We start from the raw sequence: 15,938 nt of genomic DNA, 5'->3' as shown, positions 1-15,938 counted from the left end.
TATGAATGGAAGGTGATTAATATTGAAACTAGAGTTAAATGAGAAAACTAATAAGGTGCCTAAAAAAAGTCTTTTTAAAATAGTGGGCCTAGTGGTAATAGTGATTATTGCTGTTACTGGGGTAATATTGAATAATACAGTGATGAGTAACAAAGTAGCTGGTTCAAAAACTGATGCTAATCAGAAAATCGTAAGTGTAAAAAAAGGTAATATGGATATTGTGGTTCAAGGAGCGGGGCCTATATATTTTACTAAAAGTAATAAACTATATTCAAGAGTTACTGCTACCATAAAAAAGGTTAACTTTAAAACTGGGGATAAGGTGAAATCTGGAGATGTAATATATGAACTTGATGATAAAGACGCTCAGACTGCTTTAAATGTTTCTAAGCAAGGACTTCAGCAAAATAAGGTGTCTGTAGATGCATCTAATGAAGCTGTTGGTAATTTATCAATTAGTGCTCCATTTACAGGACAAGTAAGCAATATAGTTGTAAATGTAGGTGATACTGTGCAACCAGGAGGGACTCTTCTTACAATTACAGATACTTCAAAACTTAAAGTATTACTTACCTTTAATGCTGCAGATGTAGGGCAGATAGCAGTGGGACAAGTAGCTAATGTAAATGTAGCTTCATTAATGCAACCCGTTAATGGAACTGTAACCTATATAAGTAACCAACCTTCAGCAACAATTTCTGGTGGTCAGTTATATACTGTAGAAATACAATTTAATAACCCAGGTGCTCTTCTTGGGGGTATGATTGCTAGTGGAGAGGTTAAAACCGCTAAAGGTAACGTAGCTAGCACAAATACTGCTAGTCTAAATTATTTAAAAAAGCAAGCAGTTGTTAGCAAGACAGGAGGAACTGTTCAAAGTATTGCAGTTAAAGAAAGTCAAAAGGTTGGTTCCGGAAATCTGCTTATTCAAATGGAAAATAGTACAGTTATAAGAGCTCAAGAAGCGGCAAATATAGGAACTGTAACTTCTCAAAATCAAATAAGTTTAACTGGTTCACAGCTTGAATATTTTAAAATAGTATCCCCTATTAGTGGAGTACTATCAACTGTTAATTTCCAAGTTGGAGATATTGTAAATCCTAGCATACAGGTTTCAGAGGTTTTAGATACAACTCAAATGAAATTTGATGTACCTGTGGACGAAATTGATATAGCTAAGATAGTGCCTGGTCAGAAGGTGAATATTAGGGTGAGTTCTCTTCCTAGTACTTTAATCACTCCAGTTATAGGTAAGATTGAATCCGTTGCGGTTAAAGGCGTAGTGGTAAGCGGAGTAACATCATATCCAGTAACCATTAAGGTTTTGGGTGGAGCTAATATACTTAAGGGTGGAATGAGTGCAAATGCTGAAATTCAAGTAACTAATAAGCAAAATGTGTTATACCTTCCCATAGAAGCCATAACAAAGGTTGAGGGGATGAATTATGTATTTGTGAGTGGAAACAAAGAAGGTGGACAGCGCAAGGCAGTAGAACTGGGCGAGAATAATGTTAAATATGTAGAAATTAAGAGTGGATTAAATGAAGGCGACAAGGTTATTTATCAGTAGGGGTCAGGCCCTTGGGAAAAAATGGGGTCATGAGAGGTCAGACTCCTAGGACAGAATCTAATTTATATATTAATAAAAAGGATGGTGTAAAAATGAAAATCAGAAAATCTACATTGAGTATTTTTCTAATACTAACCATATTAATAAGTACAATAAGCTCAAGCTTTGCCTTTGCAGCAGATACTATTGACTACGTAGCAGCAGTTTCAAGGATGAAGCAACTTGGAATAATAGATAGTTCAGTAACTAATGTTACTAAGGATATGACAAGAGGTCAATTTGCTAAAGCTGTAGTAATAGTGGATAATTTATTAGATGAAGCCTCTGGTATGGAGGGGTCCACTGTATTTGCTGATATTGCATCTTATAGTGATCTAAGTGGTTATGTAAATATATTGTTAAATAAACAACTAATCAGCGGGATGGCAGATGGAAAATTTCATCCTGAAGCTTCCATAACTTATTCAGAAATTTGTACTGTGCTTGTAAAATTATTAGGTTATGCAGACAGTGATTTAACAGGAACTTGGCCATTAAATTATTTGGGTAAGGCACAAAATTTAAAAATCACAGATAAATTAGTGTTTAAAAAAAGTGATAAGGCGACGATAAGGGCCGCAGCAGTAATGTTTGATAGACTTCTTGACACTAACGTAAAGAGTGCTACAGCTACTGCTACCCCTGGAGTAATCTTTTCTGATGAAGTAAATTTATATTCGGATTGCATTATACAAGACAATTCGGAATCCTATGACAACCTAGCAACGGGTGAAGTGCTAACAAATAAAGGTGTTCTCTCTGTGGGAGACAACAAAGCATTACTTCAAGTTGGCGCAACTTATAGACTTAAAATAGAAGATGCAGAAATCACAAAGGTTTATGGTAAGGTAAGACAACCAGTAACCGTAACTGTAAACAGCATAGTTGGTAATATTGTTTATTATGAGGAAAGTGGAAATGAAAAAAGTATGACACTACCCTCTAGTATTACTTATTATTATCATGGTGTAAAAAAAGATTATGCTAGCTTAAGCAGTCTTTTATTAGCGAATATGTCAATAATATTCGACTATAATGATAAAGTGGCATCTAGTTATGCAGTAATAACCGAGGCTACTTATAGTAAACCACAGCTAGCTTTGGGTTTTAATTCCAAGTTAGATGAACTAGGTGATATAACCTTTGATGAAAATACAAAAATTATAAAAGAAGGTCAGCCTATAACAAAAGGTGATATTAAAGATAGGGATGTAGTTTATAGTATTACAGATATAAATAATGATAATAGGTATATCCTTGTGGTTGAAAATTATGTAGAGGGCAATATTACAGCTTTACTTGCTGATGCATATAGTTCAAATGGTATTAAAATAGACAATGTTACTTATAACTACAGTGATGATATGGATATTACTAAGCTTTCTTCCTTTAGTAAAGGTGATTTAGTATCTATAATACTAGGTCATGATGGCAAGGTAGTTGATATAAGAAGTATAGATGATAAGACTGGAAGCATTGCAGAATATACAATACTTGGGAATTATAAGACGTCAGATAATCTAGCAGATAATCAAATTCTTACTGATAAAGGAACACTAACCTATAAGACGGGTGTTGCTCCTCTTGAAATCGGTGGAAAGTATAAATTATATATTAATAATAATGTAATTACTGAAATTGATAAAAAAGAAAATTCAGTAGAGAATTATGCGGTAACAAGTGTAGCAGGTTCAATAATAGCTTATAAGGATGACAATAACCTAGCCAAAACTATGACACTGCCAAAGGCTAATTTATACTACTATCATGGAGTATCTGTAGATTATGAAGTTGCAGCAAAAGCCATTAGAGCTTATTCTTCAATTGTTTTGATAAAGAAGGGTGATAAATCAGACTATGATTATGCAGTTGTTGTGGATCCTAATTTTGGTGTACCTCAGATCTATAAAGCTGATAATGCGAAACTTCTAGAGCAGATTAAAAATACAAGATATTCTCATATTTATAGAGGCGCTAATATACAAGAATCTAATTTAAATGCTTATGACGTGGTTTATTTTGTATCAGATATCTGGAATAAAAACACTTTCATTTATGTAAATGATAGGGTCGTGCTTGGAACTATTTCAGCCTTCACACCAGATATGCTTAATCCAACAGGATTAACAATAAATAATGTAAACTATACCTTTAGTAAGTATTTCAATAAAGCTAGACTTAATAATTATGATGGCAGTATAGAGAATTTTTTAACTAATGTTAATATTAAAGATTTTAAAACCTTAGTTTTGGGTGTCGATGGTAAGATAGTTGACATTTATTAAGAAGGGGTCAGACCCTTGGGTAAATATGTAAGAAGGGGTCAGACCCTTGGGTAAATATGTAAGAGGAGAATCGTCATTTTTGTGGCGGTTCTCTTTTTTTTGTTTGAAATAAAAATAATTAGTTAATAATTATAAATGCTAAAATAAAAAAAAAGATAAAAAGGAGTTAAATATGCCTAGGAAAAAACATAAATGGTATGCTGGTGCTATATTGCATGTGACAGCAAGAGGAAATCATAGAAGTGATATATTTAAACATGAAACAGATTATAAACTATATTTAAATTACATAAAAGAGGCTGTGGAATATTATGAAAATAAACATTACATAATTGCGTATGCTTTAATGACAAATCATGTACATCTTGTAATTGAAACAACAGATTGTGATATATCTGATTTTATAAAAAGGGCACATAGCAGATATGCAGGGAATTTTAATAAGAAATATAATTACATAGGACATTTATTCCAAGGTAGATATAAGTCAGAGTTAATTGAAGATGATAAATACATGTTAGAAGTTAGTAGATATGTGCACCTCAATCCAGTAAGGGCCAAAATGGTTCGAAAACCTGAGGATTACCGCTGGAGCAGCTATACTGCGTACACAGGAGAAAAAGAGGATAAGCTAATAACATCAAAAAGAGTACTTTCATATTTCAACAAAGGAGAAGAAAAAGAATTATATAAAAAGTTTGTGGAAAGCGCTATAAGGGGTCAGACCCCTGGGTAAATATTGCTGGGCAAATATGTTAAAAAACAATTAGAAGAAATCAGCGATGTAATTACAACAATGTATTGACATGTAAAGAAAATTCAATTAAAGTTTAACTGAATTGTTAATTTATTATATGTTAAATTTAACCTTTAGGAGTTAAAGAATACATCTAGGGAACTCACATTAAGCTTTCCGAATTCACTAATATATTTAAGGGGGAAAAACTGTGAAACTAAGTAGTTTAAAAGTTAATAGAAAAATAGTAATTGGTATTGTCGTTGTAATTACAATAGTTAGTTTAGCTTCAGTAAAAGTTATAAGGGATAGAAAAAGTAAACTTGCAGCAAATCAAAAAGGCTCAGTAACAACAAAAGTTGTGCCATTTGAAATAGTTACTGCTTCAGGAACTATAAAATCATCTAACAAATTTGAGGTAACTCCAGCAGTGAACGGTAAAATTAAAAAGGTTTATTTTAAAGAAGGAGATAAAGTGAAAACAAAGGATTTAATGTTTGAAATCGATAGTTCAGCAGTAGATGCCAATGTAGATAAGCTTATGAATGCTATAGAACAAGCTAAACTAGAGCAAAATAATAATTTTGCTCTAATAGGAAAATTAGCATCAACAGCACCAATTAGTGGACAAGTATCAAATATACTTGTAAAAAAAGGGGATATAATTTTAAAGGGAGCTCCCATAGTCACTATAGCTGATAGAACTAAATTAAAATTAACGGTGTCTTTTAATAGTGAGCAAATAAAAAATGTTAAAATTGGACTTAAAGCAACAGTGTATTTAACCTCTACAAGTCAGTCTGTAACAGGAATAGTATCATATATAAATTCTAACTCACATTCTACAGAACAGAATGGTAAATTATTTAGTGTAGAAATTTTAATAAACAACCCTGGTGCAATAAAAGATGGACAGAAAGCTAGCGCAGATATTCAGGGGGCTAAAGGGCCTATATCAAGTCCAGAAAGTGGTTTATTATCCTATGCTAGTAGTCAAGTTATACAATGTGATTCTGATGGTAAAGTAGATAATATAGATTTGAAGGAAGATCAATTTGTAAATAAGGGTACTATGCTTATGACTCTTACAAATGAAGCTATTGTAGCTACAAAGGATGCATCAGAACTTAAAATAAAGGACCTTCAAACACAGCTTGATTATGCAAAAAAACAACTTGAGGATTATAAAATATATTCACCTATGGATGGAATAATATCAAAACAAAACATAAAGGTGGGGGAAATACCAAAAGCTGGAGAGGCGATTTCTTACTTGTCTGATTTAATGCATATGGAACTCGTGGTTCCTATTGATGATATTGATATTGTAAAGATTAAAGTAGGACAAAAGGCAAGCGTTAAGGTTGATGCACTTCCGCAAACATCCACAAAGCCTTTAGAACTTGTGGTTACAAGCATTGCAGTCGAAGGAACTACAGTAAATGGTACAACTACTTATCCTGTAACTTTTGCAATTAGTAATGTAGCTGAAATAAAAAGTGGCATGAATGCAAATATAGAAATAAAAATTAAAATTAAAAAATAATAAAGGGGGCTTATAAAATAATGGATGTGGTTATTGAAGCTGCAGGATTATATAAGAGCTTTAAATTAGGGGATATAGAAGTAGAAGTGCTAAATAATATAGACTTAAATATACATAAAGGTGATTTTGTTTCCATTATGGGACCTTCTGGATCAGGTAAGAGTACACTACTATATCTCCTTGGTGGCCTTGATAAACCTAGTTCAGGGAGTATAAAAATAAATGGAAGAGAATTATCAAACATGAAAGATAAAGAGCAGAGCATAATGAGAAGACGTGATGTGGGTTTTGTATTTCAGTTTTATAATCTCATTCCTAATCTAAATGTAGAAGAAAATATTATGCTTCCAATATTACTTGATGGAAAAAGGATGAAAGACTATAAAGATAGGTTAAATGATATATTAGATATTGTTGATCTTTCTAGTAGAAGAAAACATACTCCGAGGGAGCTTTCAGGAGGACAACAGCAAAGAGTTGCAATAGCAAGAGCATTAATTAATGAACCGGATGTTATCTTTGCGGATGAACCTATAGGAAACTTGGATAGTAAATCAGGAACAGATGTAATGGAACTTTTACAAAAGATAAATATACAAAATAGTAAGACAATTGTTCAGGTAACTCACTCAAAAGAAGCAGCAGAATATGGTAAGCGAATAATATATGTTAAGGATGGGAAGATACAGCAAAATATAGTATGACAGTTTAAAATATTTAACTGGAGAGTGGTAAAATGAAAATAATTGTTAAATTTCTTTGGAACAACATAAAAGAAAAGAAATTTAGGACTTTTCTTATAATATTTTCAATTATGATGTCAGCTGCGCTGTATTTTGCATCTAGTGCTATGTCAACTACCATAGTAGATATGTTTTCAAGTTATATAACCAGCTATGTGGGAAGTGCAGAAATTATAGTAACAGCAAATGAAAAATCTCCCTCAGCATTTTTGTATGCGAAAAAGGCTGATGCTATTAAAGGAGATATGGATTATATTATAGGAGCAATTCAGCTTACAGGATCTTTTAAGGATGCATTTGATAAGGACGTAAACGTAAATATAAACTTAAATGGATATGACTTAAAAGAACTGGAAGTACTAAGTCCCTTAGTATTTGAAAATGAGGTGAAACCAGAAAGTTTTGTTGGTAAAAAAATTATTATTAGTAAAAATACCTCAGAGAAATATAAACTTAAATTGGGGGATTTTATAAATGTAGATATAAAGGATGGCCGGTCCAGATTTGAAGTTGTGGGTATAGCAAAAATTGCAGGGCTTTTTTTGTCAGAAAAACAGAATACTATGGGGATAGTTCCAAAGGACGTCTTGTATAATATGGGGGAGGGACGCGGTAAGGTTTCGATTTTGTATATTAAAACTAAAAATCCTCTCCAAAAGCAAAATACTATAGATAAGTTATCAAAGATCTATGAGGATTATTCTGTAAAAGAACCAATAACTGATAAAGATTTAGCGGATGCTTCTAATGGTATAGTAGTTCCTTTAAAAATGATGGGAATGGTTGTTTTTGCTATTAGTATGTTTATAATTTACTCCGCATTTAAGGTAATAACTGCAGAAAGAATACCTATAGTCGGTACTTTTAGAAGTATAGGTGCTACAAAAAAAATGATGAATTTAGTACTTTTAGGTGAGAGTATAATATATGGTATTATTGGCGGAATAACAGGGATAATCGTAGGATTTGGAGTATTGTATTTAATGGCAACTGTATTTGCCCAAATGTTTGGGGGAATAAAGACTACTATTAATTATACCACTAGTCAAATGATAGGTGCTTTTATTCTGTCAGTTATATTATCCCTTGTAAGTTCTATGATACCAATTATAAATATATCTAAAATATCTGTAAAAGATATTGTATTAAATAATGTTACAAAAAACGGAAAAAATAAACATTGGAAACTGATTTTTGGTATAATAGCTATTTTATTTGCTATCATAGCACCTAGAATTGTACCAAAAAATTTAGCGGGTTTAATTGATGGGTTAGCTATGTTACTTGTATTTATAGGGACAGTTTATTTGGTACCCTATATAACTAGCATTTTTGTAGTTGTTCTTCAAAAATTGTATAGCTATATTTTTGGAAATGAAGGAGTTATTGCAGCTAAAAATTTAAAAGGTAATAAGAGTGTACTTAATAATATTGCCCTTTTGGCTATAGGCATGTCTGCATTACTAATGATAAGTACAATTAGTAGTAGTATGGCTATAGAAATTCCTAGGGTTTATAAACAAATGAAATTTGAAATGTTTATTTATGGAAGTGAATTAAATAATGAAATTCAAAATAAGATTAGAAATGTAAAAGGCGTAGAAGGTGTTTATGGAATTTACCAAACTTCTCAAGTGAAAATTAATAACAGTAAAGAAACTATTGGTGAAGTAGACGGGGTTAACAATAGAAAATTTTCAGATTATTATGATATGAAATTTTTAGGGGATAAAGAAGCAATGCTTACGGATCTTTCCATGGGTAGAAATATGATTATAACAAAAAGTTTAGGGGATAGGCTAAATTTAGTAAAAGGAAATAAGCTTACTTTGGAACTAAACAAAACCAAAAGAGAATACACTGTAGTTGGAGTTGTTGATTATCAGTGGAACAATGGAAATATGGCATTTATATCAGATAAATATTTTAAACAGGATATGAATGTACAAAAGTATTCTCAGTTTTGTGTTAAAACAAATATAGCAGCCAGTGGAGTAAAAAAAGCCATAGATAAAAAGTATTCTAAAAGTGGAATGTATACAGAGACTATTGAGGCTATGACTATTGCTAATGTTGAAGGTAATGCTATGTATATGACATTATTAAACGGCTTTGCAATTATGGCAATGATAATCGGAAGCTTTGGCATAATTAATAATTTTATGATTAGTTTTATTGAGCGAAAACGATCTATAGCTATGTTTCGTTCCTTAGGTATGAGCAAAAGTCAAAACATAAAAATACTTTTTATTGAATCCTTTACAGGAGGAGCTATCGGAGGAATTGTAGGAATTGTTTCAAGCATTTTATTGGTTTCTACTACTCAATATTTAATGAATTCTACTTTGAACTTCTTATTGCCAATGCATTATTCCGTAAAGACTTTTTCTGTAGCATTTATATTGGGTACACTTGTTATGATTATAGCTTCAATAGGACCTGCTTCAAAAGCTTCGAAGCTCAACATTATAGAAGCTATAAAATATGAATAAAACCCGGGGTCAGGCCCCTGGGAAAACCTGTTAGGGGTCAGACCCTTGGGAAAATATGGGGTTAGACCAGACTCCTAGGACAGAATCTAATTTATATATTAATGTGATTAATAAAAAGGATGGTGTAAAAATGAAAATCAGAAAATCTACATTGAGTATTTTTCTAATACTAACCATATTAATAAGTACAATAAGCTCAAGCTTTGCCTTTGCAGCAGATACTATTGACTACGTAGCAGCAGTTTCAAGGATGAAGCAACTTGGAATAATGGACAGCTCAATAACTAATGTTACTAAGGATATGACAAGAGGTCAATTTGCTAAAGCTGTAGTAATAGTGGATAATTTATTAGATGAAGCCTCTGGTATGGAGGGTTCCACTGTGTTTGCTGATATTGCATCTTATAGTGATCTAAGTGGTTATGTAAATATATTGCTAAATAAACAACTAATCAGCGGTATGGCGGATGGAAAATTTCACCCTGAAGCTTCCATAACTTATTCAGAAATTTGTACTGTGCTTGTAAAATTATTAGGGTATGCAGACAGTGATTTAACAGGAACTTGGCCATTAAATTATTTGGGTAAGGCGCAAAATTTAAAAATCACAGAAAAATTAGTCTTTAAAAAAAGTGATAAGGCGACAATTAGGGCCGCAGCAGTAATGTTTGATAGACTTCTTGACACTAATGTAAAGAGTGCTACGGCTACGACCCCTGGAATAATCTTTTCTGATGCAGTAAATTTATATTCGGATTGCATTATACAAGACAATTCGGAATCCTATGACAACCTAGCAACGGGTGAAGTGCTAACAAATAAAGGTGTTCTCTCTGTGGGAGACAACAAAACATTACTTCAAGTGGGAGCAACTTATAGACTTAAAATAGAAGATGCAGAAATTACAAAGGTTTATGGTAAGGTAAGACAACCAGTAACCGTAACTGTAAACAGCATAGTTGGTAATATTGTTTATTATGAGGAAAGTGGCAAAGAAAAAAGTATGACGCTACCTTCTAGTATCACGTATTATTATCATGGTGTAAAGAAAGATTATGCTAGCTTAAGCAGTCTTTTATTAGCGAATATGTCAATAATATTTGATTATAATGATAAAGTGGCATCTAGTTATGCAGTAATAACCGAGGCTACTTATAGTAAACCACAGCTGGCTTTAGGTTTTAATTCCAAGTTAGATAAACTAGGCGATATAACCTTTGATGAAAATACAAAGATTATAAAAGAAGGTCAGCCTATAACAAAAGGTGATATTAAAGATAGGGATGTAGTTTATAGTATTACAGATATAAATAATGATAATAGGTATATCCTTGTGGTTGAAAATTATGTAGAGGGCAATATTACAGCTTTACTTGCTGATGCATATAGTTCAAATGGTATTAAAATAGACAATGTTACTTATAACTACAGTGATGATATGGATATTACTAAGCTTTCTTCCTTTAGTAAAGGTGATTTAGTATCTATAATACTAGGTCATGATGGCAAGGTAGTTGATATAAGAAGTATAGATGATAAGACTGGAAGCATTGCAGAATATACAATACTTGGGAATTATAAGACGTCAGATAATCTAGCAGATAATCAAATTCTTACTGATAAAGGAACACTAACCTATAAGACGGGTGTTGCTCCTCTTGAAATCGGTGGAAAGTACAAATTATATACTAATAATAATGTAATTACTGAAATTGATAAAAAAGAAAATTCAGTAGAAAATTATGCGGTAACAAGTGTAGCGAGTTCAATAGTAGTTTATAAGGATGACAATAACTTAGCCAAAACTATGACACTGCCAAAAGCTAATTTATACTACTATCATGGAGTATCTGTAGATTATGAAGTTGCGGCAAAAGCTATTAGAGCTTATTCTTCAATTGTTTTGATAAAGAAAGATGATAAATCAGGCTATGATTATGCAGTTGTTGTGGATCCTAATTTTGGTGTACCTCAGATCTATAAAGCTGATAATGCGAAACTTCTAGAGCAGATTAAAAATACAAGATATTCTCATATTTATAGAGGCGCTAATATACAAGAATCTAATTTAAATGCTTATGACGTGGTTTATTTTGTATCAGATATCTGGAATAAAAACACTTTCATTTATGTAAATGATAGGGTCGTGCTTGGAACTATTTCAGCCTTCACACCAGATATGCTTAATCCAACAGGATTAACAATAAATAATGTAAACTATACCTTTAGTAAGTATTTCAATAAAGCTAGACTTAATAATTATGATGGCAGTATAGAGAATTTTTTAACTAATGTTAATATTAAAGATTTTAAAACCTTAGTTTTAGGTGTTGATGGTAAGATAGTTGACATTTATTAAGAAGGGGTCAGACCCTTGGGTAAATATGGGTAAATATGTATAGGCATTTAACGGTAAATACAGGGTTAGCCTTAAGGTCTTGATAAAAAAACTTAGGATTAAGATATAGCAGTGAAAAATAATGAATAAAAAGATAAGGACAGTTCCACAACTGTCTTTATCTTTTTTGTATTTAAACAACTGTTTAAGTATATTTATTATTATGAACTATGTTGCAGGCTGATGATGAGGATTGAAATAATTATGAATAATAATTAAAATAAAGTGTATTTTACAATACCTTCATTGTAAAAAGTTAACAAATAAGTTATAATTAAGTGCCGAAATTAAATATTGGAAATTTGCTTAAGGAGGTGTGAATAGAATCGGATTATCATTATTTTGAGGCTAATTTAAAAGGATCAAAATCTCAAATTGGGGGTAATTAGATGTTTAAAAAGAAACAGAAAAAGATACTAAGTTTGATAATGACATTAACGTTAATGTTATTTAATTTTAATGGGCTTATTGGAGCTCAAATTGTAAAGGCAGACGTAATTACTGTTTTAAGTGAAGGGTTTGACGGCATAGCAGTAACAGATAATACTGTTGTAGTGCCTACAACGTCATCCGCAATAAATTGGACTTTTACAAAGGGTACTGGTACTAATATAGGATGTTATACTTCTAATACTAGCTTTGGGGTAGCATCTCCATCTGTAAAGATGCAAGACACTGGTAATCAGATAACCTCTCCAAGTTTTAGTTTAACAGCAAAAGCAACACTCTCCTTTTGGATTAAAGGTCAAGGTGGTGGTACACCATCTGTTTGTACTTCAAAGGTATTAGTTGAGCAAAGTGATGGTGTTACTTGGAGTACTGTAAAAGACATTCAGTTAACTGCAGAAACAAAGGGAATACAAACTTATACATTAGATAGTAATATAAAGCAAGTTAGATTTACCCTTAATAAGGTAGTAGGCAATGTGGCTATAGACGATGTTAAAATCCTACAAGATGCAACTCCTGCTGGAAATGTAACCGTTAACGGAGTGTCATTGGATAAAGCTACATTATCCCTAGGTGTTGGAAAAACATCACCTTTAGTAGCTAAAATAGCACCGTCCAATGCTACAAATAAAAACCTTACTTGGTCTTCAAATAATACAGCTGTAGCAACAGTAGCTAATGGAGTAGTTACAGGCGTTACTGAAGGTACTGCAACAATAACAGTAACTACAGGGGATGGAGCTAAAACATCATTATGCGTAGTTACAGTTACTGCAAACGCACCACCCAAAAACAAAGTATTTAATATAATAGAAATTACAGATTTTCATGGACAACTTTTAGATTCCACTAATACAAAACCTGTAGGAGCAGCACTTGCAAAAGTAGTTAAGGACGTAAAAGTTGCAAATCCAGATAGAACATTAATAATTGGTGGAGGAGATTTATATCAAGGAACACCAATATCTAATGTGTTACATGGGGTTCCAGTTCAAAAGGTATTGTCTAACATAGGAATGGAAGTTACAGCTTTAGGAAATCATGAATTTGATTGGGGACTTAATGTAATTAATACTGAGACAATGAAAGATGCAAATTACAGCATTGTATGTGCTAACATGTATAACAAGGGTAAAGATACTAGGCCGTATGCACCATATAAAATAATTATTAAGGATGGAGTGAAAATAGCAGTTATTGGAGGTATACTTCAAGAAGCTCCATCTATAATTATGCCAGCTATGACATCACCTTACGATTTTAAGGATGTAGCTACAGAAGTTAATAAGGTAGCTGTAGATTTAAGAACTAATCATTTAGCTGATATAGTATTAGCAGACATACATGATGGTGGTTCATCACTTAATACTATAGTTAATAAGTTACATGGAGTAGATGCAGTGTTGGGTGGACATACACATACTAGCGGTGATGTTGTAAACAAGGATGCCGACGGTAAAGATGTCCCTACTGTAAATGCAGCTTCTACAGGTAAAGGTTTTATTAATTTAAAGATTACAGTAGACCAAGCAAATAAAATAATAGGTTTTTCACCTAAAGGTTCAAACTGGAATGCACTTACAACCGAAATAGCATCAGCAATAGACCCTGATTGTAAGAAAATTGTTGATGATGCTAGTAACGCGTTGCTACCAATATTTAATGAAAAAATTGGAACAAATGCTACTGCTTTAAATAAAGACCAAGTTGATGCACCTTATGGTGAATCACAACTTGGAAACTGGATGGCAGATGTCGTAAAGAACTATCCAAAATCACCAGCAGACGTAGGGATGGTGAATAATGGTGGAATTAGATTAAGTCCAATTGTAGCAGGAGATATAACTGTTGGAACAATATTTAATATTATGCCTTTTGATAATACAATTTGTACAACAACCATGACAGGGGCACAGCTAAAGTTCATTTTTGAACAAGCGGTTCAAACTAATGGTAAAGGAATACAAATTTCTGGAGTTAAATTTATATATGATTCGTCAAAACCATCATATAAACTAGAAGTACCAGGTCAAAGAGTGCAAAGCATAATTAGAGAAAGTAACGGTACAATAGTTAAGGATACTGATATACTAAAAGTAAATGCACCCGATTTTGTTGCAACTGGGGGAGATACTTTTACAGGGTTCTTAGCACCAGAGATAGTAGCTAGCTTAGTAGATTCACATGAGACTGTACGTGATGCTTTAAATGCTGATGTTAGAGCAAAAGGCAAAATGACAGTTGTAATGAATAATAGAATAGATAATCAAATGGTAGTTGAAAAACCTGTAGTAATGACTATATTAGAAGCTAGAACCACACTTAAAACAGCAGTTACACTTACAGGAATAGTTTCCATAGTAACTGGTAATAATGTATTTATGCAAGATGCTGCGGCAGGAATTTGTGTATTTAACAAAGCTGGGACTACTTTTACTGCTAAAAAAGGCGATAAAATTACAGTGACAGGAAACTTATCAACATATAACGGTTTATTGGAAGTAACGCCAACTTCTGCTGCTGCTGTAGTAACAGTAAGTACAGGTAATGCAGTTACACCTAAAGAAGTTACTGTAGGTGTTATTAATGACTCTTTACAAGGACAATTGGTTAAAATTAAAAATGTAACATTCACAAGTATAGATAATGCAAAGACATCTACGATAAAAGATTCCACAGGAAGTATAAATGTATATGCAATGCCAGTAGTAGCTGGATTGGCAGTAAATGATACCGCTGATATAACAGCAGCAGTATCCAAATATAACACTGACTCACAATTAGCAGTTGGTAGTGCGGCGGATGTAGTTAAAACTAGTGGTATTTCTAAAGGAAAAAAAGAACACGATGGGCGTAGTAATAAGAATAAAGTTGTGCCTTCAGTAACGGTGGCTACAATAATCAATAGCATTAATAATTCAGCAATTGGCTCAAATATTAAAGTTGACTTAACAATTGATTCAGTGGTAAGCAAGGGTATATTTAATACTATTAAAGGTCAAGATAAAAATATTACTTTTGAAAAAAATGGAATAAGCTGGACATTTAATGGAAAAGACATTACTTCAGTTGTAAATTATGATATAGATTTATCATTAAAGACAGTGTCAGATGTTTTAAGAAATAAGGAGATTACAAAGGCTTATCAAGTTACAGGAAAGGATCAATTATTAATTCCATTTTCTTTTAATTATAATGGTAATTTACCAGGTACTGCAAGGGTGAAAATTTATATAAGCAAGAACTGGGCAGGGAAATCTGCAACTGTTTGTAAGTACTTTGAAGAAAAGAATACCTATGAAACAATTACAACAGGTTCAATTGATTCTGATGGGTATATTACTATTAAAATAAATTATTGTAGTGATTATTTTGTGACTCAAAATACGAATCTTTTTCAAACTGATTTTGATGCAATGGTTAATGGAACTGTATTAATAGGAACTAAAGCATTTACTTTAAATTATGCTAATAATCCATTACATGCTTTAGAAATCAATAGTGCAATAGTGAGTGGTGGTGCAATTTATATTAAAGATTTTACAGGTAATTGGATAGACAATCGTACAGGATTATCAGCAATGCCAAAGTAATACAAAAAACAATAACAGTTACTTCTCTAGGTGGATAATATAAGGCAATTTGCAAAGTTGTTGATATAAACGGAAAAAAATAATAA

At 32.2% G+C, this 15,938-nt stretch carries 8 protein-coding genes; all 8 read left to right on the top strand.

What is annotated here, in order from left to right:
- Nucleotides 1-22 precede the first annotated feature (22 nt).
- Nucleotides 23-1,570, top strand: a complete 1,548-nt coding sequence (locus tag G9F70_RS20270) for an efflux RND transporter periplasmic adaptor subunit (protein ID WP_164947391.1) — start codon at nt 23-25, stop codon at nt 1,568-1,570.
- 11 nt (nt 1,571-1,581) lie between these two features.
- Nucleotides 1,582-3,894, top strand: a complete 2,313-nt coding sequence (locus tag G9F70_RS20265; protein WP_224617707.1) for an S-layer homology domain-containing protein — start codon at nt 1,582-1,584, stop codon at nt 3,892-3,894.
- A gap of 172 nt (nt 3,895-4,066) precedes the next feature.
- Nucleotides 4,067-4,630, top strand: coding sequence for a transposase (locus tag G9F70_RS20260; RefSeq protein ID WP_164947968.1), 564 nt, complete (start codon nt 4,067-4,069; stop codon nt 4,628-4,630).
- A 211-nt stretch (nt 4,631-4,841) separates the two neighbouring features.
- Nucleotides 4,842-6,176, top strand: a complete 1,335-nt coding sequence (locus tag G9F70_RS20255) for an efflux RND transporter periplasmic adaptor subunit (protein ID WP_164947967.1) — start codon at nt 4,842-4,844, stop codon at nt 6,174-6,176.
- A 20-nt stretch (nt 6,177-6,196) separates the two neighbouring features.
- Nucleotides 6,197-6,880 (top strand): ABC transporter ATP-binding protein, encoded by a 684-nt coding sequence (locus tag G9F70_RS20250; RefSeq protein ID WP_164947966.1) that lies wholly within the window; start codon nt 6,197-6,199, stop codon nt 6,878-6,880.
- A 32-nt stretch (nt 6,881-6,912) separates the two neighbouring features.
- The gene (locus G9F70_RS20245) at nt 6,913-9,411 is read left to right on the top strand and encodes an ABC transporter permease (RefSeq protein WP_164947965.1); all 2,499 of its coding nucleotides are present in this window, start codon (nt 6,913-6,915) and stop codon (nt 9,409-9,411) included.
- Between the two features lie 130 nt (nt 9,412-9,541).
- A complete protein-coding gene (locus tag G9F70_RS20240; protein ID WP_224617706.1) occupies nt 9,542-11,770 on the top strand; it encodes an S-layer homology domain-containing protein in 2,229 nt (742 codons plus the stop codon).
- 428 nt (nt 11,771-12,198) lie between these two features.
- The gene (locus tag G9F70_RS20235) at nt 12,199-15,852 is read left to right on the top strand and encodes a 5'-nucleotidase C-terminal domain-containing protein (RefSeq protein ID WP_164946943.1); all 3,654 of its coding nucleotides are present in this window, start codon (nt 12,199-12,201) and stop codon (nt 15,850-15,852) included.
- The last annotated feature ends 86 nt before the right edge of the window (nt 15,853-15,938 follow it).

Source organism: Clostridium sp. FP1 (assembly GCF_011065975.2).
In the GTDB taxonomy this organism is placed as follows: domain Bacteria; phylum Bacillota; class Clostridia; order Clostridiales; family Clostridiaceae; genus Clostridium_AD; species Clostridium_AD tagluense.
The sequence above is the reverse complement of the archived record's forward strand: the minus strand, read 5'-3'. Positions and strand labels throughout refer to the sequence as shown.